26 protein-coding genes are annotated in these 21,468 nt (G+C 72.0%); 20 read left to right on the plus strand and 6 right to left on the minus strand.

Annotation, left to right across the window (positions count from 1 at the left end; all coding sequences use genetic code 11):
* The 5 genes from ABD126_RS18830 (at window position 1) to ABD126_RS18850 (ending at window position 4,578) form a co-directional block, all read left to right on the plus strand.
* On the plus strand, window positions 1-621 hold the full coding sequence (locus ABD126_RS18830) for a riboflavin synthase (RefSeq protein WP_343935169.1): 621 nt from the start codon (window positions 1-3) through the stop codon (window positions 619-621).
* Entirely contained in the window at window positions 618-1,892 is a 1,275-nt protein-coding gene (locus ABD126_RS18835) for a bifunctional 3,4-dihydroxy-2-butanone-4-phosphate synthase/GTP cyclohydrolase II (RefSeq protein WP_343935170.1), read from the plus strand. The genes ABD126_RS18830 and ABD126_RS18835 overlap by 4 nt, the downstream gene beginning before the upstream one ends.
* Entirely contained in the window at window positions 1,889-2,368 is a 480-nt protein-coding gene (gene ribH, locus ABD126_RS18840) for a 6,7-dimethyl-8-ribityllumazine synthase (protein ID WP_343935171.1), read from the plus strand. Before ABD126_RS18835 ends, ribH begins: the two co-directional genes overlap by 4 nt.
* A 5-nt stretch (window positions 2,369-2,373) precedes the next feature.
* Entirely contained in the window at window positions 2,374-2,805 is a 432-nt protein-coding gene (locus ABD126_RS18845) for a PH domain-containing protein (protein ID WP_343935172.1), read from the plus strand.
* Window positions 2,806-3,243: 438 nt separating this feature from the next.
* Window positions 3,244-4,578: a M28 family peptidase gene (locus ABD126_RS18850; protein WP_343935173.1), complete on the plus strand. Its 1,335-nt coding sequence runs from the start codon at window positions 3,244-3,246 to the stop codon at window positions 4,576-4,578.
* Between the two features lie 60 nt (window positions 4,579-4,638).
* Here ABD126_RS18850 and ABD126_RS18855 read toward each other — a convergent pair whose 3' ends face one another.
* The 4 genes from ABD126_RS18855 to ABD126_RS18870 form a co-directional block, all read right to left on the minus strand.
* Window positions 4,639-5,163, minus strand: coding sequence for a hypothetical protein (locus ABD126_RS18855; protein WP_343935174.1), 525 nt, complete (start codon window positions 5,161-5,163; stop codon window positions 4,639-4,641).
* Window positions 5,164-5,371: 208 nt separating this feature from the next.
* Window positions 5,372-6,364 carry a helix-turn-helix transcriptional regulator gene (locus tag ABD126_RS18860; RefSeq protein WP_343935175.1) on the minus strand — a complete coding sequence of 331 codons (993 nt, stop codon included), beginning with the start codon at window positions 6,362-6,364 and terminating at the stop codon, window positions 5,372-5,374.
* A 364-nt stretch (window positions 6,365-6,728) separates the two neighbouring features.
* Window positions 6,729-7,217, minus strand: a complete 489-nt coding sequence (locus ABD126_RS18865; RefSeq protein WP_343935176.1) for a hypothetical protein — start codon at window positions 7,215-7,217, stop codon at window positions 6,729-6,731.
* On the minus strand, window positions 7,217-8,716 hold the full coding sequence (locus ABD126_RS18870) for a helix-turn-helix domain-containing protein (protein WP_343935177.1): 1,500 nt from the start codon (window positions 8,714-8,716) through the stop codon (window positions 7,217-7,219). Before ABD126_RS18870 ends, ABD126_RS18865 begins: the two co-directional genes overlap by 1 nt.
* Before the next feature lie 334 nt (window positions 8,717-9,050).
* Between ABD126_RS18870 and ABD126_RS18875 the strand changes: the two genes are divergently transcribed.
* The 9 genes from ABD126_RS18875 to whiA all read left to right on the plus strand — a co-directional run bounded on the left by ABD126_RS18875 (window position 9,051) and on the right by whiA (window position 16,154).
* Window positions 9,051-9,545 (plus strand): hypothetical protein, encoded by a 495-nt coding sequence (locus tag ABD126_RS18875; protein WP_343935178.1) that lies wholly within the window; start codon window positions 9,051-9,053, stop codon window positions 9,543-9,545.
* Between the two features lie 24 nt (window positions 9,546-9,569).
* Window positions 9,570-9,962, plus strand: a complete 393-nt coding sequence (locus tag ABD126_RS18880) for a Rieske (2Fe-2S) protein (protein ID WP_343935179.1) — start codon at window positions 9,570-9,572, stop codon at window positions 9,960-9,962.
* A 102-nt stretch (window positions 9,963-10,064) separates the two neighbouring features.
* Window positions 10,065-10,538 (plus strand): Rieske (2Fe-2S) protein, encoded by a 474-nt coding sequence (locus ABD126_RS18885; protein ID WP_343935180.1) that lies wholly within the window; start codon window positions 10,065-10,067, stop codon window positions 10,536-10,538.
* A 48-nt stretch (window positions 10,539-10,586) separates the two neighbouring features.
* Window positions 10,587-10,982: a DUF6247 family protein gene (locus ABD126_RS18890; protein WP_343935181.1), complete on the plus strand. Its 396-nt coding sequence runs from the start codon at window positions 10,587-10,589 to the stop codon at window positions 10,980-10,982.
* Between the two features lie 23 nt (window positions 10,983-11,005).
* Window positions 11,006-11,266, plus strand: a complete 261-nt coding sequence (locus tag ABD126_RS18895) for a hypothetical protein (RefSeq protein ID WP_343935182.1) — start codon at window positions 11,006-11,008, stop codon at window positions 11,264-11,266.
* Between the two features lie 58 nt (window positions 11,267-11,324).
* Window positions 11,325-13,265, plus strand: a complete 1,941-nt coding sequence (uvrC, locus tag ABD126_RS18900) for an excinuclease ABC subunit UvrC (RefSeq protein ID WP_343935183.1) — start codon at window positions 11,325-11,327, stop codon at window positions 13,263-13,265.
* 26 nt (window positions 13,266-13,291) lie between these two features.
* Window positions 13,292-14,149, plus strand: a complete 858-nt coding sequence (gene rapZ / locus ABD126_RS18905; RefSeq protein WP_380567358.1) for an RNase adapter RapZ — start codon at window positions 13,292-13,294, stop codon at window positions 14,147-14,149.
* A 2-nt stretch (window positions 14,150-14,151) separates the two neighbouring features.
* Window positions 14,152-15,177 (plus strand): gluconeogenesis factor YvcK family protein, encoded by a 1,026-nt coding sequence (locus tag ABD126_RS18910; protein ID WP_343935185.1) that lies wholly within the window; start codon window positions 14,152-14,154, stop codon window positions 15,175-15,177.
* A complete protein-coding gene (whiA, locus tag ABD126_RS18915; protein WP_121227983.1) occupies window positions 15,168-16,154 on the plus strand; it encodes a DNA-binding protein WhiA in 987 nt (328 codons plus the stop codon). The genes ABD126_RS18910 and whiA overlap by 10 nt, the downstream gene beginning before the upstream one ends.
* Window positions 16,155-16,170: 16 nt before the next feature.
* Here the strand turns inward: whiA and ABD126_RS18920 are convergent, their stop codons facing one another.
* Window positions 16,171-16,572 carry a type II toxin-antitoxin system VapC family toxin gene (locus ABD126_RS18920; protein WP_343935186.1) on the minus strand — a complete coding sequence of 134 codons (402 nt, stop codon included), beginning with the start codon at window positions 16,570-16,572 and terminating at the stop codon, window positions 16,171-16,173.
* Window positions 16,565-16,804, minus strand: a complete 240-nt coding sequence (locus ABD126_RS18925; protein WP_343935187.1) for a FitA-like ribbon-helix-helix domain-containing protein — start codon at window positions 16,802-16,804, stop codon at window positions 16,565-16,567. Before ABD126_RS18925 ends, ABD126_RS18920 begins: the two co-directional genes overlap by 8 nt.
* 280 nt (window positions 16,805-17,084) lie before the next feature.
* On the opposite strand from ABD126_RS18925, the gene ABD126_RS18930 reads away from it, so the two are divergent.
* The 6 genes from ABD126_RS18930 (at window position 17,085) to ABD126_RS18955 (ending at window position 21,419) form a co-directional block, all read left to right on the plus strand.
* Window positions 17,085-17,327 (plus strand): hypothetical protein, encoded by a 243-nt coding sequence (locus ABD126_RS18930; protein WP_343935188.1) that lies wholly within the window; start codon window positions 17,085-17,087, stop codon window positions 17,325-17,327.
* 411 nt (window positions 17,328-17,738) lie between these two features.
* Window positions 17,739-18,743, plus strand: a complete 1,005-nt coding sequence (gene gap, locus ABD126_RS18935) for a type I glyceraldehyde-3-phosphate dehydrogenase (RefSeq protein ID WP_309118027.1) — start codon at window positions 17,739-17,741, stop codon at window positions 18,741-18,743.
* A 17-nt stretch (window positions 18,744-18,760) separates the two neighbouring features.
* A complete protein-coding gene (locus tag ABD126_RS18940) occupies window positions 18,761-19,924 on the plus strand; it encodes a phosphoglycerate kinase (protein WP_343935189.1) in 1,164 nt (387 codons plus the stop codon).
* Complete coding sequence (gene tpiA / locus ABD126_RS18945; protein ID WP_343935190.1) at window positions 19,924-20,712, plus strand: triose-phosphate isomerase; 789 nt, start codon at window positions 19,924-19,926, stop codon at window positions 20,710-20,712. The genes ABD126_RS18940 and tpiA overlap by 1 nt, the downstream gene beginning before the upstream one ends.
* 90 nt (window positions 20,713-20,802) lie before the next feature.
* Complete coding sequence (gene secG, locus ABD126_RS18950; protein WP_337724459.1) at window positions 20,803-21,036, plus strand: preprotein translocase subunit SecG; 234 nt, start codon at window positions 20,803-20,805, stop codon at window positions 21,034-21,036.
* Window positions 21,037-21,074: 38 nt separating this feature from the next.
* Window positions 21,075-21,419, plus strand: coding sequence for an RNA polymerase-binding protein RbpA (locus tag ABD126_RS18955; RefSeq protein ID WP_219445881.1), 345 nt, complete (start codon window positions 21,075-21,077; stop codon window positions 21,417-21,419).
* Window positions 21,420-21,468: the final 49 nt, after the last annotated feature.

Here is a 21,468-nt window from a genome sequence, read left to right on the forward strand (position 1 = left end):
GTGTTCACCGGGATCGTCGAGGAACTGGGTGAGGTCGTCGCCGTCGCGGACCTGCCCGACGCGGCGCGCGTCACCATCAAGGGTCCGGTGGTGACCAGCGACGCCAAGCACGGCGATTCGATCGCGGTGAACGGCGTGTGCCTCACCGTGGTCGACGTCGTCGACGGCGCGTTCACCGCCGACGTCATGCGCGAGACGCTGCGGCGCAGCAGCCTGGCCAAGGTCGCCGAGGGCGACCGGGTCAACCTGGAGCGCGCCGCCGCCCTCGGCCAGCGCATCGGCGGGCACATCGTGCAGGGCCACGTCGACGGGACGGGCACCGTCCTGGCGCGGGAGAAGGCCGAGCACTGGGAGGTCGTCCACATCGGACTGCCGCCCGGCCTCGCCCGGTACGTCGTGGAGAAGGGCTCGATCACCGTGGACGGCGTGTCGCTGACCGTCGTGTCGGTGAGCGAGACCGAGTTCAGCGTCAGCCTCATCCCGACCACCCTGGAGCTGACCACGCTCGGCCGGCGCACGCCCGGCGACCTGGTCAACCTGGAGGTCGACGTGCTGGCCAAGTACGTCGAGCGGCTCGCGACGCCGCATCTGCGCGACACCGGAGCGGAGGGGACGCGGTGAAGGACTTCTCCGACATCGAGCGGGCCGTCAGGGACATCGCCGACGGCCGGCCGGTCATCGTCGTGGACGACGAGGACCGCGAGAACGAGGGCGACCTGATCTTCGCCGCCGAGAAGGCGACGCCGGAGCTGCTCGCCTTCATGGTCCGCTACACCTCCGGGTACGTGTGCGTGGCGCTGACCGAGGCCGACTGCGCCCGGCTCGACCTGCCGCCGATGTACCACACCAACCAGGACCAGCGCGGCACCGCGTACACGGTCACCGTGGACGCCCGCGAGGGCGTGTCCACCGGCATCTCCGCCGCCGACCGGGCCCGCACGATCCGGCTGCTGGCCGACCCGTCCTCGGAGGCCAAGGACTTCAACCGGCCCGGCCACGTGGTGCCGCTGCGCGCCCGCGACGGCGGCGTCCTGCGCCGCCCCGGCCACACCGAGGCCGCCGTGGACCTGTCCCGGCTGGCGGGCCTGGCCCCGGCCGGGGTGCTGTGCGAGATCGTGTCGCAGAAGGACGAAGGCGACATGGCGCGGCGCGACGAGCTGGAGGTCTTCGCCGCCGACCACGACCTCGCCCTGATCACCATCGCCGAGCTCATCGCCTACCGGCGGCGCGTGGAGACCCAGGTGGTGCGGGTCGCCGAGGCGCGCCTGCCCACCGCGCACGGCGTGTTCACCGCCGTGGGCTACGACTCCAAGCTGGACGGCATCGAGCACGTCGCGATGGTGTTCGGCGAGATCGGCGACGGCGAGGACGTGCTGGTCCGCGTGCACTCCGAGTGCCTGACCGGTGACGTGTTCGGCTCGCTGCGCTGCGACTGCGGGCCGCAGCTGGACGCGGCGCTGGAGGCGGTGGCCGCGCAGGGCCGCGGTGTCGTGCTCTACATGCGCGGGCACGAGGGTCGCGGCATCGGCCTGATGCACAAGTTGCAGGCCTACCAGTTGCAGGACCGGGGCGCGGACACCGTGGACGCGAACCTGGCGCTGGGCGTGCCCGCCGACGCCCGCGACTACGGCACCGGCGCGCAGATCCTGTGTGAGCTGGGCATCAAGTCCATGCGCCTGCTGACCAACAACCCGGCCAAGCGGGTCGGCCTAGAGGGCTACGGCCTGCGCGTGCTCGACCGCGTGCCGCTGCCCATCTCGCCGAACCCGGAGAACCTGCACTACCTGCGGACCAAGCGGGACCGGATGGGGCACGAGCTGCACCAGCTGGAGCAGTACGAGGCGTTGAGCCAGGGTGGCGCGATCGTGAGCACGACGGAGGGTGTCGAATGAGCGGCGAGGGCAGGCCGGCGGCGGCGGTCCCGGACGCGACGGGCTTGACGCTGGCGGTGGTGGCCACGAAGTGGCACGAGAAGATCACCTCGCAGCTGGTGGCGCGGGCGCTGGCGGCGGCGGGGGAGGCGGGCGTGGAGTCCCCCACCGTGGCGCGGGTCGCGGGCGCCATCGAGCTGCCCGTGGTGGTGCAGGAACTGGCCCGCACGCACGACGCCGTGGTGGCGCTGGGCGTGGTCGTCCGGGGCGGCACGCCGCACTTCGAGTACGTCTGCGACTCGGTGACGGCCGGCCTGACCCGGATCGCGCTGGACACCTCCACCCCGGTCGGCAACGGCGTGCTGACGTGCGACACCGAGGAGCAGGCCCTGGCGCGCGCCGGGTTCGAGGACTCGGTGGAGGACAAGGGTTTCGAGGCGGTGGTGGCCGCGCTGGACACGGCCCTGGTGCTGCGCGACCTGCGGGCGGGCCAGTGACCACGATGTCGAGCGTCGAGTTCCGCCCCCGCAGGATCCGCACGGTCGCCGTCATCAGCGCGGTGTTCCTGGTGGTGGTGTTCACCATCGTGGGGCTGCTGCTGGGCGACACGCCCACGGGCGTCATCTTCCGGACCTCCGACCAGGTGGCGATGATCATCCTGGGCGTGCTGCTGGCGTGCGGGGTGCTCCTGCTGGCCCGGCCGCGCGTGCGGGCCGACGAGTCCGGCGTGGAGGTCCGCAACGTCGTGACGGCGCGGCGGTTCGAGTGGTCCGAGGTGCTGCACGTGTCGTTCCCGGACGGGGCGTCGTGGGCGCGGCTGGAGCTGCCGGACGACGAGTACGTGTCGATCATGGCGGTGCAGGCGGTGGACCGGGAGCACGCGGTGGCGGCGGTCCGTGCCCTGCGCGACCTGCACAAGGCCGCGACCGGCTGACGCCCGCCGGGTTCGGACGGGCTGTACTTCGCGCCGGCCGGGTGCGACTGCGGGTGCGGCCGACTCCCGGCCGGCTGGGAGTCGGGGCCGGCTGGGAGTCGGCGCGGCGGGCGGCTCTGCGGTTGAGCGGCGCGGCCGGCGGGTTGTGGCCGGTCGGCGCGGTCGGGGTCGGTCGGCGCGGTCGGGGTCGGTTGGTGCTTCACCCTGTGGTCGGTCGGCGGCGTCGGGTTGTCGTACCTCGCTGGGACAATGAGCCCCGGGGCGCTTCGAACCGGATTGTCGTACCCCCGTGGGATCATGGAACCGGGGGCCGGAGGCCGCGCAACCCCCTGATCGTCGTGGTGCCGATGGCGGCGCGCTGTCGGCCATCGGCACTCTTCCCGCCTACCCCCGCCCTGCCTAGGTTCAGGTGACCGACTTGAACCGAGGGGGCCTGAAATGCGTAGACGGTCTGTGCTGGCGGGTGCCGTGGCGGCGGCGGGTGCCGTCACCCTGGGGCTCAACCCCACCGCCAACGCCCAGCGGCCCGGCGCGTCCGCGGCGCCGGAGCTGGACCTGGGCGACTTCCCCGTCGTGGCCCGCGTGCGCGCCCGGCGCGCGCTGGAGCACCTCAAGGTGCTCAGCGACGGCATCGGCCAGCGCATCGGCGGCACCGAGTCCGAGCACCGCGCCCGCGACTACATCGCGGACGTCCTGCGCAAGCTCCGCTACCACGTGGAGCTGCAGCCGTTCTCCGTGCCCGACAAGTACCTGTCCACCCTGACCCTGCCCGACGGCTCCACCTGGAACGCCGCGGCGTCCCGCTTCGGAGCCCTGAACACCTCCGCCACCGGCCCGCTGCTCGACCTCGACAACGGCGCCGCCCTGCCCGCCGACCTCACCGGCCAGGTCGTCCTCCTGGTCAACGTCCCCGCCGGGTCCACCGCCGTCCTCGACGCCGTCGCCAAGGGCGCGAAGGCCGTCCTCATCGGCCGCGTCTCCACCCCGCCCGCCGGCAAGACCAGCGCCTTCTCGCCGGCGCTCACCGCGAACGTCGCCGTCCCCGTGCTCGGCATCGCCCAGGTCCACGTCGAACGCCTGCGCGCCGCCAAGCCCGCCACGATCACCGTGGCCACCACCCACCACCCGAACCTGACCTCGTACAACGTCCTCGCCGAGCGCCCCGGCACGTTCGGCGGCGACGACGTCGTCATGGTGACCGCGCACTACGACAGCGTCCCCGGCTCGCCCGGCGCGAACGACGACGGCAGCGGCACCGTGCTCGCCCTCGAACTGGCCCGCGTCCTGCGCCACCTGCCCACCCACAAGGCGCTCCGCTTCGCCCTGTGGGGCTCGGAGGAGCAGGGCCTGCTCGGGTCGCGCTACTACGTCAACCAGCTGGCCGACCCCGATGCCGCCCGCATCGCCGGCGTCTTCCAGAACGACATGGTCGCCACCAGCCACGGCCCGGCCACCGCGTACTGGCTGCTGTCCGTGGACGGCGGCGACAACGCCACCACCCGCGAGGTCGCCGCGGCCGCCGCCCGCCTCGGCTACGGCTCCCAGGTGCACGGCCCGGTCGCCCGCGGCAGCAGCGACCACGTGCCCTTCCACGAGCGCAAGATCGCCGCCGCCAACTTCTCCTGGCGCGGCGAGGGCGGCCCCCACCAGCTCGAACCGCTCTACCACACGCCCGAGGACACCATCGAGCTCAACGTCAGCCCCGAACGCCTCCAGGTGTCCCTGGAACTCATCGGGGCGGCGGCCTACCGCCTGGCCTGCCAACGGAGCTAGCACGGCCGGGGGTCACCCGCCCGGCAGCGGGCGGGTGATCGGCATGGGCCCAGGACGCCCTCAGCGCTTCAGGTAGTGGAACACCCGCTCGCCCGTGCCGTCGGCGGGATCGGTCACGGCCTGGTACCGGCGATCCCTCTCGACCAGGTTCCCGTGCTCCTTCCCCTCGACCGGAAGGCTCGTGGCGGGAACCACGCAGTACAGCTTGGCTTTCGAGTCGTAGCACCAGGACGGCCACCACAGCACGTCCTCACCGCCCAAGCAGCTCGTCAGCTGCACGCGCTGTCCCTGGTAGCCGATGCACAGGTGCTGCCGGTACGTGCTCTGCACCTTGATCTTCTTGACGCCGGAACCGGTGCCCTGCTCCACCAGGTTCCAGCCTTGCCGCCGGTCGTGCTCCTCGCCGCACGCGGCCGGGAAGAGCGTCGCCGGACCGCCGTCACCGGAGAGCGTGATGCAGTCGCCGGTCTTCTTGTTCAACAGGTAGACGTTGGCGCCCCGGTCCGACGCCCATGCCGGCACACCCGGTGCGGCCAGCAGGAAAACGGTCGCGACAACGGCGACGATCGGCCTGATGTCCTTCATCTTCTTCTCCCCGCGCTCGGTGACGCCCGAAGTCCTCGTGCGTCCGCCCGGGGCTGCCCCGGGCATCGGGCGCCATGCCCGGGATGCCGCCACCGGCCACCTGTGGGGGAACAGCCGTAACCGGCCGGGGACCGACGTGGCGAATCGTGACCGCCCACGCGCTTCGGCGGCCACCCGGGCGCGCCGCGTCCACCACCTGGCAGGCGGGTCAGCGCGTCCGGTCCTCGGCGGCGGTGGTCGCCGGGGCACCGCCGGCCGCGTTGAGGAAGCGCTCGCCGAGCACCCGCAGGTGCTCGGCGAGCTCGGGCGGCGAGACGACGTCGAAGTCCACGCCGATCAGCCCGATCCACAACCCCAGCTCCTCCAGCGACGGCGACCCGGCGGTCAGCAGCGTCCGACCGCCGGCCAACGCCTCCAGGTGCACCGACGTCTTGGACGTCCGCCGCTCGACCTCCTCGATCGGCGCGTGCATGATCAGCTCGGCCCGGTAGGTGTAGGGCGCGACCGTCAGTTGCCGCGAGACGTACGACGCCAGGTCCGCGTCGGGCGGGTCCCTCGGCACGAACCGGGCGCCCAGCGTCGGCTCCTCGGCGATCCGGTCCACCCGGAACGTCCGCCAGTCCGCCCGGTCCACGTCCCACGCCACCAGGTACCAGCGCCGCCCCGTGTGGGCGAGCCCCAGCGGCTCGACGTGCCGCTTGCTCGCCTCCCCGTCCCGCCCGGCGTAGGGGAACCGCAGCCGCTGGTGGTCCCGGCACGCCCCCGCGATGGCCGTCAACGTCCGCGAGTCGACGGTCGCCACGGACGGCGTGAGCGACACGGTGTGCTCCTGCAACGCGTTGACCCGCCGCCGCAGCCGGGACGGCAGCACCTGCTCCAGCTTCGCCAGCGCCCGGACCGACGTCTCCTCGATCCCGGCCACCGTCCCGTTCGCGGCCGTCCGCAGCCCCACCGCCACCGCGACCGCCTCGTCGTCGTCCAGCAGCAGCGGCGGCAGCTCCGCCCCCGCCCCCAGCTGGTAGCCGCCGGACACCCCGGGCACCGAGTTGACCGGGTACCCGAGGCTGCGCAGCTTGTCGACGTCGCGCCGCACCGTCCGCACGTCCACCCCGAGCCGCCCGGCCAGGTCCGCCCCCGTCCAGTCGCGCCGGACCTGGAGCAGGGACAACAGCTTGAGCAGCCGGGCCGAGGTCTCCAACATGGCCGAAGTCTCCCACCGATCGAGGACAACTCCGGTCCTCGTCCCCGTGCCCGCCGCGGACGCGCGCCCGGGTCCGATCTTGCTAACCTCCGGACGTATCACCTGACTGGGAACGGGCGTGGTCCATGAAGTCGCCTCTGTGGTGGGTGCGGCACGACAGGATCGGTCGGAGCAGGCTCGTCATCCTCGCTCTCGGCGTGTTGTCGGTGCTCAGTTCGGTTGTCGCGGATTGGCCGGATCGGTCGGACGCCTTGGTGGCGTCGATGTTCACGGTCGTGTTGTTCGTCGGCGACTACCTGTTCTGGCGCGCCGACCTGCGCCGGGCCGCGAGATCGGACGACGGTCGACCACCCGCGTCCGACGGCTAGCCCGACTTCCGGCGAGCGCCTTCCGGCCACACGACGACCACCGGCACCCCGGACGCCCGCGCGGTCTCGACCACGTCGGCCGTCCCGCCCCGACCGTCGGGCGGGTTGCCGTCCCACACCGCGATCAGCAGCTCCACCGACGCCAGCATCCGCTCGTTGGCCATCACGTACGCGTGCCGGCCCGACAGCTCGTTGGGCAGCACGCTCACCACGTGCGCCCGGGCCAGCAGCTCGTCGTACTCCGCCCGCCGCTCCGGTTTGAGCTTGTCCCGGTAGTCCATCGCGGGCAGCACGACCTCGACCCGGCCGCCCAGGTCCAGGACCGCGCGCGCGAACAGTTGGTCCGCGCCCGGCGCCAGGCAGGTCACCCCCACCAGGGACGACCCGCCCGCCGCCTCGGCCTCCAACGCCGTGCGGATCGCCGCCCGCACGTCGTCGACGCATTCGGGCACCAGGTTGCTGTGCCCGGTGATACCCACGCGCATCAGGCCGTCCGCACACCGCGAATGGCGTCCCGCGTCTCCCGCACCGCCGGGAGGTCGCGGTGGCGCTCGGCTTCCTTCGCGAAGTCGTGCAGCTTGCGCACGACCCGTCCGGACGCCAGGCCCGCCGCCGTGGGCAGCACCTCGTTGATCAGGGCGCACGCCTCTTCGGGCTCGTCCGCGACCATGCGCGTGCGGGCCAGCCCGATGACGTCGAACGCCCGGTTGCGGACCCTCGACGGGTCGCGCAGGGACAACGCCCGGCGGATGTGCTGCTCCGCCTGCGGCGCCTGGCGCGGGTCGTGACCGGCCAGGTCGCGCATCCTGGCCCCGATCACGCCCTCCAGCTCCGCCTCGTCGAAGCTGTCCAGCCACCACGGCTCCGCGCCCGGCCTGCGCTGCGCGAAGCTGTCCTGCGCCTGGCCCACCGCGCGGTGGAACTCGCGAACCTGTCCCATCTGCGCGTACGCCCACGCCTCCCGGGTCCGCAGCAGCGCTTCTAAAGTCGGCGTCGCGCTGCGCCGCGTCCCGTACTGGCCCAACTGCACCAGTTCCAGCCCGTCCTCGGGCCGCCCGAGGTCGAACATCTGCCGCGCCATGGCCGCCAGGCACAGCGCGGCGAACGGGTCGTTGCGGCCCGCCTTCGCCATCCGGATGCCGAGCACGTAGTACCGCTGCGCGGCGTCGTGCATACCGGCGTCCCACGACATGCTCGCCGCCACCTTGGACAGCTCCGCTCCGATGAAGAACGCGCGTTCCGTGGTGGGGCCCGCGGGCGCCCGCGACAGCCGCTCGGCCAGTTCCTCCAACTGCCCCAGCACCGCCTTGCGCGCCAGCCCGTACCCGCCTCGTCCACCCCACCCGCGCAGCCCGTCCGCGACGTGCTGCAACGCGTACAGCTCCTCCTCGCTGATCGCCGCGCTCGACGACCACCGGGACAGGGGCTGGAGGGGGTGGAGCCACCGCTGCAGCGGTTCGACCAGGGCGGGACCCATCGCCACCGCGGCTGCTCCGGTGAGCGCCGCTCGTCTGCTGATCGCCAAGTCGCTCCTCGCCGTCTCCTCGACCGATCTGGCAATGCTCGACGCGTCCCACGCCGCGGCGAGCACATCGGGCGGGGCGCCGTGGTCGGCGGGACCCGCCTGGCTTGGGACACCGACGCGGTCGAACCACAGCCGGTCGCCGGGGATGCGCAGCGCCCGCGCGAACTGGCGCAGCTTCTCGATCCGGTCGATCGGGTTGTCCCCGGTCTCGTACCGCGACAACTGCGCCTGGCTGATCCCCAGCCACGACGCCATGCGGTCCTGGGTGACGCGGCTGACGTGGTGCGGGTGGCGGCGGTAAGCGGCGAGGACCGCTCCCATGTCCCGGTCGGTGAAGGCGGCGACCATCACCTCGTGGTCCCAGAAGTCGGCCGGGACCTCGGGCGGGCCGTACAGCTCGGTACGCGAATTGCGCCGACACCGGTGGCAGAGCCGGTCTGTGTTGTCGGCGGCGATCACCGCTCCGCACAACGGGCAAGCGCGCCTGGTACTGGATGCTCTTCGAGCTTTCGGTTCCATCGGCTCGCTCCCGTCACTGAGCGTGCTCGACAGTCTATCGGCATGTGATCGAGAGTCCATTCATTTCATGCATAAGGCGGGGTGGGGCGTCGTGCCGGACCCACGTGCGGCCGTGAGGTGCATCTACTTGATGCGTCCGGTGCATGGGGACGACCCGGAAGGGGTGTGGTGGCCGGCGGTATATGCGCCCACCCTGCGGTGGTGGCCCGGGACCGGGACGACCCCCGGCCCCGGGTCACCGCCCGCTCCACCCGACCGGGGAGGGACCTCCACGATGAGCATGACCGCGTCAACCAATGCTGACACCACACCGCGTCTCGGGCCGCCCCGCGACCGTGCGCACCAGCAGGCGCTCGGCGAGGCCATCGCGGGTTACCGGCTGCTGGGCTGGAAGGTGTCCGTCACCGAACAGGGCGTGTTCCTGCCGCTGGGCCCCGCCACCACCGCGCTGGCGATGCCCGCGCGGATCGGCTCGCGCGTGCTGGCCGACCTGAAGGCCCGGATGCTGGCCGGGCCCGTCACCGTCATACCCGGACCGCGGGAGCACTGGGTGTTCCTCGCCGAACTCGTCGCCTTGCTGCCCACGCACCTCAAGGCGCCGCCCGAGGTCCAGTTCGTCCGCTCGCCGCAGCGCATCGCCCTGCCGCCCACGATGACGCGCTACGGCTCCCTGCGGTGGGCGAACCCGCCGTCGCACTCGCGGCACTGGTTCCCGCCGTTCACCGCGGTCCTGGCCCTGGCCCGCACGGCCACCGCCGGGGACCGGTAGCGGCCGGTTTGTGAAGATGGGCGAGTGGAACGCAGAACACTGCTGGTGTGCGGTCTGCTCGCCCTGACCGGCTGCTCGTCGACCGGTCCGGCACGCAGGCCCGGCGTCGGCTCCGCCCGTGCGGGGGAGCGGGTCGCCGGGCTCCCGGACGTGCCCGACGGGTCGGGAGCGCTGGTTCCGGTGGGCGCGGACGGCCAGTTGCTGCTGGTCCGCTCGGGTTCGACGGTCCGGGCGTTCAACCCGGCCTGCCCGCACCAGGGCACGGTGGTCAACCCGCCGACCGCCGGCGTGATCACCTGCCCGACCCACCGGTCGACGTTCGACCCGTCCTCGGGCGCGGTGCTGTCGGGTCCGGCGGAGAAGGGGCTGGTCGAAGTACCCGTCCGGGTGACCGGGCAGGACGTCGTGCTCGCTTGACAGCGTCTCGACAGGTTCGCGACAGCGTTGAACCCGGCGTCCCGTGGTGTCGTATTGCGGTAGAGACCGAACGACGACGACCCACCACACGGAGGACCGGTTTTGACCACCACCGACAACCCCGGCCTGTCCCGCCGTTCGATGCTGTGCGGAGTCCTGGTGGCGCTGGCGGTACCCGGCGGCCTGGCCGCGTGCGGCACGGCGAGCACCCCGACCGCCACCACCGGCGGCACCGCGCCCGGCACCACGGGCGGCTCCGCGCCCACGACCACCGGCGGTCCGGCCGCTGAGGGCATCGTGTCCCTGTCCGAGGTCCCCGACGGCGGCGGTGTCGTCGTGGAGGCGGGCGGCAAGAGCCTGGTCGTCACCCGATCGGGTTCGACCGTGAAGGCTTTCGACGCGGCCTGCCCCCACGCGGGGACCACGGTCGGGGCACCTTCGGGTGGCACGATCACCTGTCCGAACCACGGCAGCCAGTTCGCCGCCTCCGACGGCGCGGTGAAGAAGGGTCCGGCGACGTCGGGCCTGAAGGCGGTGGCTGTGAAGGTGCAGGGCGACCAGGTCGTGCTGGCCTGACGGACGCGGTTGCGCACAGACGTGTACGGAGGGCGCTATCGTGGCGGCATGGCCTCCCCCGTCGAGCGCTCTTCCGAGCCGCACCGGTCAACGGTGAGCGGCGCGGATGTCGATCGCCTGGAGCCCGCGCCGGAATGGGCGGGCGATGAGGTCGCGGCGGAGAAGTTCCCCTCGCCCGAAGACATCCGCGCCGCCCTGCTGCCCGAAGAGGCACCGGACTTCGACGCCGCCTACGAGGCCGCGCTGGTCGCCGCCCGCAAAACGTTGCACCTCGACGAACTGCGCCACGTGCTGCGCGCATGGCGGCGGGTGGCCCTGATGACCGAGCAGGACCCCGAGGGGCACCGCCGGACCCTGGCCGCCATCGCGGAGGTCCGGCGCACCGGCCGGCCCCGGCCCGGTAGCGTCTCCTGGAACGATCTCAAGGCCGAACTCGGCCGCTGAGCCGATCCGGGAGCGGTCCACCGTTGGCGTACGACCTCGACATCGACCCGGAAGCGCGCGCCCAGGTAGCCGCCCTACCGCCCGAAGGGCTCGATTCCCTCGCCGAGGCGTTCGAAGTGCTGTCCCTCGTGCCCGAGCGCGGTGAGCCGGTCAACGCCGCCAACCCGACCGGAGGCCTCTACCAGCTCCCGTTCGGCTCCGGCCGCGGGTTGATCACCTACCTGCTGCTGCGGGACCAGCGCCGCGTGGACGTGCTCGTCGTGATGTGGATCGCCTTCACGTAGCCCTCGACAGGGGTCGGGCGCGCGTCTGGGTGTCGGTGGGCGCACGTAGGCTTGTCGGGTGGCCGATCCGTCGACCTATCGCCCCGCGACAGGCTCCATCCCCGACGCCCCTGGCGTGTACAAGTTCCGCGACGCCAACCGGCGCGTCATCTACGTCGGCAAGGCCAAGAGCCTGCGGTCGCGGTTGAACTCGTACTTCGCCGACGTCGCCGGGTTGCACCCGCGCACCCGGCAGATGGTCACCACCGCCGCCGGTGTCGAGTGGACGGTCGTCACCACCGAGGTCGAGGCGCTCCAGTTGGAGTACAACTGGATCAAGGAGTTCGACCCCCGGTTCAACGTCCGCTACCGGGACGACAAGTCCTACCCCGTGCTCGCCGTCACCCTCAACGAGGACTACCCGCGCCTGCACGTCTACCGCGGCCCGCGGCGCAAGGGGGTCCGCTACTTCGGCCCCTACGCCCACGCCTGGGCCATCCGCGAGACCCTCGACCTGCTCCTGCGCGTCTTCCCCGCCCGCACCTGCTCCGCGGGCGTGTTCAAGCGGCACAACCAGATCGGCCGGCCCTGCCTGCTCGGCTACATCGACAAGTGCTCCGCGCCGTGCGTCGGCAAGGTCACGCGGGACGAGCACCGCGACATCGTCCTGGACTTCTGCGACTTCCTGGCCGGCAAGACCGACGCGATGGTCCGCAAGCTCGACCGCGAGATGACCGCCGCCGCCGAGGAGCTGGAGTTCGAGAAGGCCGCCCGCCTGCGTGACGACCTGTCCGCCCTCAAGCGCGCCCTTGAGAAGCAGGCCGTCGTGCTCGGGGACGGCACCGACGCCGACGTGGTCGCCTTCGCCCAGGACGACCTGGAGGTCTCCGTCCAGGTCTTCCACGTCCGGGGCGGGCGGGTGCGCGGGCAGCGCGGGTGGGTCGTGGACAAGGTCGAGGAGGCCGGCGTCGCCGACCTGGTGGACCAGTTCGTCACCCAGTTCTACGGCGAGCAGGTCGAGTCCGCGCAGGCCAGCGGCATCGAGTCGGCCCCGGTGCCGCGCGAGGTGCTGGTGCCCGAGCTGCCCGACGACGTCGCCGCCGTGGAGCGCTGGCTGGGCGACCTGCGCGGCGGGAAGGTCGTGCTGCGGGTGCCGCAGCGCGGGGACAAGCGGGCGCTGATGGAGACCGTCGAGCGCAACGCCAAGGAGGCCTTCCAGCAGCACAAGCTCAAGCGCGCGGGCGACCTCACGGCCCGGTCCGCGGCCCTGCAGGAGCTCCAGGAGGCCCTCGGGCTGGACACCGCGCCGCTGCGCATCGAGTGCACCGACATCAGCCACGTCCAGGGCACGGACGTGGTGGCCTCGCTGGTCGTCTTCGAGGACGGCCTGGCGCGCAAGTCGGAGTACCGGCGCTTCGCCGTCCGTGAGGGGGCCGACCAGGGGGACGTGGCGTCCATCGCCGAGGTGGTGCGCCGCCGGTTCCAGGCGTACCTGCGGGAGAACAGGGACGACGGCCCGCTGCCCGGCATCGACCCGGAGACCGGCAAGCCGCGCAAGTTCGCCTACGCGCCCAACCTGCTCGTGGTCGACGGCGGCGCGCCGCAGGCCCAGGCCGCCAGTGACGTGCTGGCCGAGCTGGGCATCACGGACGTGGCCGTGGTCGGCCTGGCCAAGCGGCTGGAGGAGGTGTGGGTGCCCGGCGAGCCGGACCCGGTGATCCTGCCGCGCACCAGCGAGGCCCTCTACCTGCTGCAACGGGTCCGCGACGAGGCGCACCGGTTCGCCGTGGCCTACCACCGCCAGAAGCGGTCCAAGCGCATGACGACCTCGGCACTGGACGACGTGCCGGGTCTCGGGCAGACGCGGAAAGCGGCGCTGCTCAAGCACTTCGGCTCACTGAAGAAACTCCGTGAGGCGAGCATCGAGGAGATCAGCGGGGTGCCTGGTGTGGGCAGGCGCACCGCCGAGGCCGTGCACGCGACGTTGAGCGCGGCCGGTACCGAAGGGGAGCAATCGTGAGCGCACAGGCCGGCGAGAAGTCCGGCATCGAGGTCGCGGTGGTGACGGGCCTGTCGGGAGCGGGCCGGTCCACCGCCGCGAAGTGCCTGGAGGACCTGGGCTGGTTCGTGGTGGACAACCTGCCGCCCGAGCTGATCGCGACGATGGTGGAGCTGGGCGCGCAGGCGCGGGGGGCCATCACCAGGGTCGCGGTCGTCATGGACGTGCGCAGCAGGGCGTTCACCGACGACCTGGCGGCGGTCATCAAGGACCTGGACGCCCGCGGCTACAAGCCGAAGGTGCTGTTCCTGGAGGCCACCGACGACGTGCTGATCCGCCGCTTCGAGTCGGTGCGCCGCGGCCACCCGTTGCAGGCCGACGGGCGGCTCCAGGACGGCATCGAGGCCGAGCGCGTCCTGCTCACGCCGCTGCGCGAGGAGGCCGACCTGGTGCTGGACACCTCCGCGCTGTCGGTGCACCAGCTGCGCGCCAAGATCGAGGACACCTTCGGCAGCGAGTCGGCCACCCGGACCCGCGTCACCGTGCTGTCCTTCGGCTACAAGTACGGCCTGCCGATGGACGCCGACCTGGTCATGGACGTCCGGTTCCTGCCCAACCCGTTCTGGATCCCGGAGCTGCGCGAGCAGACCGGCCTGGACGGGGACGTGCGCAACTACGTGCTCACCCAGGAGGGCGCGGAGGAGTTCCTGGACCGCTACCACGAGCTGCTGCGCCTGATCGGCGCCGGTTACCGGCGGGAGGGCAAGCGGTACCTCACGCTGGCCGTGGGCTGCACGGGCGGCAAGCACCGCAGCGTCGCCATCTCCGAGGAGCTGGCGTCGCGGCTGGCCGCCGAGGACGGCATGGCCGTGAAGGTCGTGCACCGGGACCTGGGACGCGAGTGAGCTTGAAGGCAGTGGCACTCGGCGGTGGGCGTGGCTTGCACGTCACGCTCACCGCCCTGCGGCGGATCACCGACGACGTGACCGCGGTGGTGACGGTCGCCGACGACGGCGGGTCGTCCGGTCGGCTGCGCCGCGAACTGGGCCTGCTCCCGCCGGGCGACCTGCGCAAGGCGATGGTCGCGCTGGCCGACACCGAGGGCACCGGCGCGCTGTGGGCGGAGCTGTTCCAGCACCGCTTCGGCGGCACGGGCGCGTTGGCCGGGCACGCGATCGGCAACCTGGTCCTGGCGGGCCTGCTGGAGCAGCTGGGCGACCCGGTGGCCGTGCTGGCCGAGGCGGGCAAGCTCCTGGGCGTGCGCGGGCGCGTGCTGCCGATGTGCACCGAGCCGCTGGAGATCGAGGCGGACGTCACCGGGCTGGACGAGGACCTCGACGTGGTGCGGCGCATCCGCGGCCAGGTCGCGGTCGCCACCACCCCCGGCCGGGTGCAGCGCATCCGCCTGCACGGGCCGGGCGGCCCCGGTGAGCCCCCGCAGGGGTGCCCGGAGGCGGTGCGGGCCGTGCTGGACGCGGACGTCGTGCTGCTCGGGCCGGGGTCGTGGTTCACCAGCGTGCTGCCGCACCTGCTGGTGCCGTCCCTGCACGAGGCGCTGACCCGCACGTCGGCGAAGAAGGTCGTCGTGCTCAACCTCGTCCCCCAACCGGGGGAAACCGCCGGGTTCTCCCCGGAGCTGCACCTGGACGTGCTGTGCGCGCACGCCCCGGATCTGCGCGTCGACGCCGTCATCGCGGACGCCGACGCGGTGCCCGTGCCGGACCGCCTGCGGCGCGCCGCCGCAGCTCTGGGGGCCGCGGCGCACCTGTCGCCGATCGCCCAGGCCGGTTCACCCGACCGTCACGACCCGGCCGCTCTCGCGTTGAGCATTCGTCGGGCGTTGGACGGCCTGCCTGCGGGGCCCGGCGAGCCGTCGAGTACAACGCTGGTGGAACAACGCGAGACCAGGGGAGGCGATGCGCCGTGGCGATGACGTCCGCGGTCAAGGACGAGCTGAGCAGGCTGGCCGTCTCCAAGACGTGCTGCCGGCGGGCCGAGGTCGCGTCGCTGCTGCGGTTCGCGGGCGGCCTGCACATCGTCGGCGGGCGGGTCGTGGTGGAGGCCGAGCTGGACCTCGGCTCGACCGCGCGCCGGCTGCGCCGGGAGATCCACGACCTGTTCGGCCACCAGTCCGACGTCTTCACCATCACCTCCAGCGGCCTGCGCAAGGGCACCCGCTTCGTGGTGCGGGTGGTCAAGGACGGCGAGGGCCTGGCCCGCCAGACCGGCCTGCTGGACCCGCGCGGCCGTCCCGTGCGGGGCCTGCCCGCGCCGGTGGTGTCGGGCGGGGTGTGCGACGCGGAGGCAGCGTGGCGCGGGGCGTTCCTGGCGCACGGGTCGCTGACCGAGCCGGGCCGGTCGTCCTCGATGGAGGTCACCTGCCCGGGTCCGGAAGCCGCTCTGGCGCTGGTCGGCGCGGCGCGGCGGATGGGCATCGGCTCGAAGTCCCGCGAGGTCCGGGGCGCGGAGCGGGTGGTGATAAGGGACGGCGACGCGATCGGCGCGATGCTGACCCGCCTGGGCGCGCACGACAGCGTGCTGGCCTGGGAGGAACGCCGCATGCGCCGCGAGGTCCGCGCCACGGCCAACCGCCTGGCCAACTTCGACGACGCCAACCTGCGCCGCTCGGCCCGCGCGGCGGTCGCGGCGGCTGCCCGGGTGCAGCGCGCCCTGGAGATCCTCGGGCCGGAGGCCCCGGACCACCTGGCGGCGGCCGGCGCCCTGCGCCTGGCGCACCGCCAGGCGTCCCTGGAGGAGCTGGGCCAGCTCTCGGACCCGCAGATGACCAAGGACGCCGTCGCCGGGCGCATCCGGCGGTTGCTCGCGATGGCCGACAAGCGGGCGCGTGAGCTGGGCATGCCGGACACGGAGTCGGCGGTCACGGCGGAAATGCTGGAGGCCGAGGTCTGACCGCCGACTCCGGCGGTCAGACGACCAGTTCCACCGCGCAGGTGAGGCCGGGCGCCTTGGACAGCTTGACGTCCGTGGTCAGCAGCGGGACTTCGAGCGCCGTCGCGAGGGCGACGTACAGCGCGTCGTAGAACCGGACCGTGTCACGCAACTCCCACGCGTGGCGGGAAACGGCGCCGGCGTGCGGGTACCGGTGGTCGATCAGACCCTCCAGCACCGCGAGTTCGGCCCGCGCGGTCTCCTCGGTGACCTCCTTGCGTCGGACGGCCCGCCTGAGCACGTCGCCGACCTCGGCGTCGATCAGGTGGGGCGCGTGGCAGATCGACTCGGTGATCCGCTTGCGCAGCACCACCCCCACCGCGGTCTGCCCGCGCAGCGCATCCACGGCCGCGCTCGCGTCCACCACGTACTCAGTCACGTCGGACCTCTTCCCGGGCCTCGCGGATGGTCTCGTCGCTGATGCCGGGACCGGGGTCGTTCGCGATGACCCGTTCGAGGAGGGCCATCAGTTCGGCCTTGTCCGGGCGGATTGCGGTTTTGATGAGAAGCTCCCTCATGTAGACCTGCAGTGACTGGCCGGCCACCGCCGCGCGCCGGCGGAAGGTCTCGGCCACCTCGTCGGGAACGTCTCGCACCTGGATCGTCGCCATAGCGCCAATCTAGCGCTACTTCAGCGCTACAACAGCGCGACCGGGCGGCGCGGTCGGTGTCCCCCGAGAAAGCCAGGGTAGGAGTGCTGGGCGCACACGTCGTTCGGCGGGTGCGCACAACATGCGCACCCGCACGTCTGGGGTCGTCGGCGGGGCAAGGGTCTTTCGGTCCTCTCGCCGAAGACGTTCACCGGGCCGTTGGAGTCCTTGTGCCCGGCGGGAAACCAAGATCAACTCCGACACACCGGACAGGGATCACTCCACTGACCGGAGGTGCGACTTGTACTCCAACCGCAGGCTGGCCGCGTTGGCCATCGCCGTCGTCGGCGGCGCGGTGCTCGGGGCGGCGCTGTTCACCGGCGTCGCCCGGGCGCACGCGCCCGACCCCGGGACCGGCTTCGTCGGCACGGCCGAGGTTCGGACGCCCTTCGGCTGGAACGCGCCAAGTCAACGCCTCGGCGGTCTCCTGCACGCCGGAATCCGTCCGATCGTGCACCGCTGTGCGCACCTGGGTCGCGGGTGAGGAGCGCCGGGTGCGAGTCCGCTCCGCTCGACCGCCGGCCTGACCTGTGGGCTGTGTCACGTCGGGGCGGGGAACGGGCCGGGGGTGCGCGCCGCCCAGGACTTGCGGGTCGGCGGTCGGGTTGCGACTGTCGGGTGAGGTCGTCGGGTCGGTTGTTCACGGGATCGTCACGGCGCGGGGCCGGGTCGGTGAACGGACCGTGCCGGCATTGCGCAAGGCGATTGCGGGAAAGGTCACGCACGGTCGCGGTTACTGAACCGTAGCACTGGATTTTCTTGCTCGATAAAGAGATCCTGGTGGTCCACGTGACCAGGGGCGCAGTGCGGGGACTAGGCTGGCTCGCGGCTGCTCGAAACAGTCAATCCGCACGCCCACTGGCACATCGCCAGTCGAGTATCGAGGAGACTCACCGTGACGGTTCGCGTAGGTGTCAACGGTTTCGGCCGCATCGGTCGCAACTTCTGGCGCGCCGTTCAGGCCGGCGGGCACGACATCGAGATCGTCGCCTTCAACGACCTCGGTGACGTCAACACGATGGCGCACCTGCTGAAGTACGACAGCATCCTCGGTCGTCTCCCGTACGACGTGAAGGTCACCGACGAGGGCATCGAGGTCGACGGCAAGACCATCAAGGCGCTGGCCGAGCGCGACCCGGGCAAGCTGCCCTGGAAGGACCTCGGCGTGGACGTCGTGGTCGAGTCGACCGGCTTCTTCACCGACGCCACCGTCGCGCGCAAGCACGTCGACGAGGGCGGCGCGAAGAAGGTCATCATCTCCGCCCCCGCCAAGAACGAGGACCTGACCGTCGTCCTGGGCGCCAACGACAGCCAGTACGACGGCTCGCAGACGGTCATCTCGAACGCCTCCTGCACCACCAACTGCCTCGCCCCGCTGGCCAAGGTGCTGCACGACGCGTTCACCATCGAGCGCGGTCTGATGACCACGATCCACGCCTACACCCAGGACCAGAACCTCCAGGACGCGCCGCACAAGGACCTGCGCCGCGCCCGGGCCGCCGCGCTGAACATCGTGCCCACCAGCACCGGTGCCGCGAAGGCGATCGGCCTGGTCCTGCCGGAGCTCAACGGCAAGCTGGACGGCTACGCGCTGCGCGTGCCGACCCCCACCGGCTCGGCCACCGACCTCACCGTCACCGTCGGCCGCGAGACCACCGTGGACGAGGTCAACGCCGCCTACAAGGCCGCCGCCGAGGGCGCGCTCAAGGGCTACCTGCGCTACAACGAGGACCCGATCGTGTCGACCGACATCGTCACCGACCCGGCGTCCTGCATCTACGACGCGCCGCTGACCAAGGTCATCGGCAACCAGATCAAGGTCGTCGGCTGGTACGACAACGAGTGGGGCTACTCCAACCGCCTCGCCGACCTGGTCAACCTGGTCGCCTCCAAGCTCTGACCCCGAAGGCGACACCGGTGAAGACTCTCAGCGACCTGATCGCCGAGGGTGTGTCGGGTCGGCGCGTCCTGGTGCGCGCCGACCTGAACGTCCCCCTCGACGGCGACAAGATCACCGACGACGGCCGCGTCCGCGCGTCGGTGCCCACCCTCAAGGCACTGCTCGACGGGGGCGCGCGCGTCCTCGTCGCCGCGCACCTGGGCCGCCCCAAGGGCGAGCCCGACCCGAAGTTCTCCCTCGCCCCGGTCGCGGTGCGGCTGGGCGAGCTGCTCGGCCGGACCGTCGAGCTGGGCACCGAGGCGGGCGCCGACGGCACCGTCACGCTGCTGGAGAACATCCGCTTCGACCCGCGCGAGACCAGCAAGGTCGACGCGGAGCGCGAGGCGTTCGCCGACGAGCTGGCGGCCAAGGCCGACGCGTTCGTCTCCGACGGCTTCGGCGTCGTGCACCGCAAGCAGGCGTCGGTCTACGACGTGGCCAAGAAGCTCCCGCACTACGCGGGCGGCCTCGTGCTGGCCGAGGTCGAGGTGCTGCACAAGCTCACCGAGGACCTCCAGCGCCCGTACGTCGTGGTGCTCGGCGGCGCGAAGGTGTCCGACAAGCTCGGCGTCATCGCGAACCTGCTCACCAAGGTCGACCGGCTGCTCATCGGCGGCGGCATGGCCTACACCTTCCTCAAGGCCCAGGGCCACGAGGTCGGCGGCTCGCTGCTCCAGTCCGACCAGCTGGAGCAGGTCTCCGGCTTCCTCGCCGAGGCCGAGCGGCGCGGCGTCGAGCTGGTGCTCCCGGTCGACGTGCTCGCCGCGACCCACTTCGCCGCCGACGCGGAGTTCGAGGTCGTCAAGGCCGACGCCATCCCCGCCGACCGGCAGGGCCTGGACATCGGCCCGGAGACGCGCGAGCTGTTCGCGGCGAAGCTGGCCGACGCCAAGACCGTGTTCTGGAACGGCCCGATGGGCGTGTTCGAGTTCGACGCGTTCGCCGGCGGCACCCGTGCCGTCGCCGAAGCGCTGGTCAAGAGCGACGCGTTCACCGTGGTCGGCGGCGGCGACTCGGCCGCGGCCGTGCGCGCGCTGGGCCTGCCCGAGGACGGGTTCTCGCACATCTCCACCGGTGGTGGGGCGTCTCTTGAGTTCCTCGAAGGCAAGGAACTCCCCGGCGTGTCGGTCTTGGAGGACTGATGGCCCAGCGTCAGCCGCTCATCGCCGGCAACTGGAAGATGAACCTCAACCACCTCGAAGCGATCGCCCTGGTGCAGAAGATCGCCTTCGCGCTGCCGGAGAAGTACTTCGCGAAGGTCGAGGTGGCGGTGCTGCCGCCGTTCGTCGACATCCGGTCCATCCAGACCCTGGTCGACGGCGACAAGCTGCTGCTCAAGTACGGCGCGCAGGACCTGTCCCCGCACGACTCGGGCGCCTACACCGGCGACGTGTCCGGCCCGATGCTGGCCAAGCTGGGCTGCTCCTACGTCACCGTGGGCCACTCCGAGCGCCGCGAGTACCACCACGAGGACGACGGCCTGGTCAACCGCAAGGTCAAGGCCGCGCTCAAGCACGGCGTCACGCCGATCTTCTGCCTGGGCGAGCAGCTGCCGGTGCGCGAGGCGGGCGACCACGTCCGGCACTGCACCGACCAGCTGGTGGCGGGCCTCAAGGGCCTGTCCGCCGACCAGGTGAAGGACGTCGTCGTCGCGTACGAGCCGGTGTGGGCGATCGGCACCGGCAAGGTCGCCTCGTCCGCCGACGCGCAGGAGGTGTGCGCGGCCCTGCGGGCCAAGCTCGCCGAGCTGCACGGCGAGGACGTGGCTTCGGCCGTTCGGGTGCTTTACGGCGGTTCGGTCAAGTCGGGCAACATCGGCGAGCTGGTCGCGCAGAAGGACATCGACGGCGCCCTCGTGGGCGGTGCGAGCCTGGATGCGGACGAGTTCACCAAGCTCTGTGCCCTGGCGGCCGGCGGCCCTCTACCCTGAGTCTCGAACATCCCCAAACCACCGCGGTGGTCCACGGTCGGCAGTTGACCGGGTACTCTGTGGCGTCACCTGCCTGACAGCGAGGAAGAAATGATCCTGTTCCTTCAGATCCTGCTGATCGTCTCCAGCTTGCTGCTCATCCTCCTGGTGCTGCTGCACCGCGGTCGCGGCGGCGGTCTGTCCTCGTTGTTCGGCGGCGGTATGCAGTCGAGCCTGTCCGGGTCGAGCGTGGTGGAGAAGAACCTGGACCGCCTGACGCTGTTCGTCGGTGCGATCTGGGTGATCGCGATCGTCGGCATCGGACTGCTGCTCAAGGTCAACTGACGACAGGGATAACCACAGTGGTGGGGGTGTGAGGGTCGATGGCTGGTGGTAACGCGATTCGCGGTACCCGCGTCGGCGCAGGCCCGATGGGCGAATCGGAGCGCGGCGAGTCCGCGCCCCGGCGCCGGGTGTCGTACTGGTGCGCCAACGGGCACGAGTCGCGTCCGTCGTTCGCGGTCGAGGCGGAGATCCCGGAGAACTGGGACTGCCCGCGGTGCGGTCTGCCGGCGGGCCGGGACGAGCAGGCCCCGCCTGCTCCTCCGCGCAACGAGCCGTACAAGACGCACTTGGCGTACGTGAAGGAGCGCCGCTCCGACGCGGACGGCGAGGCGATCCTCCAAGAGGCGCTCACCAAGCTGCGCAAGCAGCGGGAAGAGCCCTAGCAGGTACGGGCACGACAACGGCCCCCGGCGGACTCCCGAGTCCACCGGG

The sequence above is a fragment of the Saccharothrix mutabilis subsp. mutabilis genome (assembly GCF_039521145.1).
Taxonomy (GTDB): Bacteria; Actinomycetota; Actinomycetes; order Mycobacteriales; family Pseudonocardiaceae; genus Actinosynnema; species Actinosynnema mutabilis.

Bases quoted from the DNA above. Each gene is read 5' to 3' on its own strand.
- ABD126_RS18845 (WP_343935172.1), top strand. From the start codon at position 2,374: ATGTCGAGCGTCGAGTTCCGCCCCCGCAGGATCCGCACGGTCGCCGTC.
- ABD126_RS18875 (WP_343935178.1), top strand. From the start codon at position 9,051: ATGAGCATGACCGCGTCAACCAATGCTGACACCACACCGCGTCTCGGG.
- ABD126_RS18865 (WP_343935176.1), bottom strand. From the start codon at position 7,217: ATGCGCGTGGGTATCACCGGGCACAGCAACCTGGTGCCCGAATGCGTC.
- ABD126_RS18925 (WP_343935187.1), bottom strand. From the start codon at position 16,804: ATGGCGACGATCCAGGTGCGAGACGTTCCCGACGAGGTGGCCGAGACC.
- ribH (WP_343935171.1), top strand. From the start codon at position 1,889: ATGAGCGGCGAGGGCAGGCCGGCGGCGGCGGTCCCGGACGCGACGGGC.
- tpiA (WP_343935190.1), top strand. From the start codon at position 19,924: ATGGCCCAGCGTCAGCCGCTCATCGCCGGCAACTGGAAGATGAACCTC.
- ABD126_RS18850 (WP_343935173.1), top strand. From the start codon at position 3,244: ATGCGTAGACGGTCTGTGCTGGCGGGTGCCGTGGCGGCGGCGGGTGCC.
- ABD126_RS18860 (WP_343935175.1), bottom strand. From the start codon at position 6,364: ATGTTGGAGACCTCGGCCCGGCTGCTCAAGCTGTTGTCCCTGCTCCAG.
- secG (WP_337724459.1), top strand. From the start codon at position 20,803: ATGATCCTGTTCCTTCAGATCCTGCTGATCGTCTCCAGCTTGCTGCTC.
- ABD126_RS18855 (WP_343935174.1), bottom strand. From the start codon at position 5,163: ATGAAGGACATCAGGCCGATCGTCGCCGTTGTCGCGACCGTTTTCCTG.
- ABD126_RS18955 (WP_219445881.1), top strand. From the start codon at position 21,075: ATGGCTGGTGGTAACGCGATTCGCGGTACCCGCGTCGGCGCAGGCCCG.
- ABD126_RS18890 (WP_343935181.1), top strand. From the start codon at position 10,587: ATGGCCTCCCCCGTCGAGCGCTCTTCCGAGCCGCACCGGTCAACGGTG.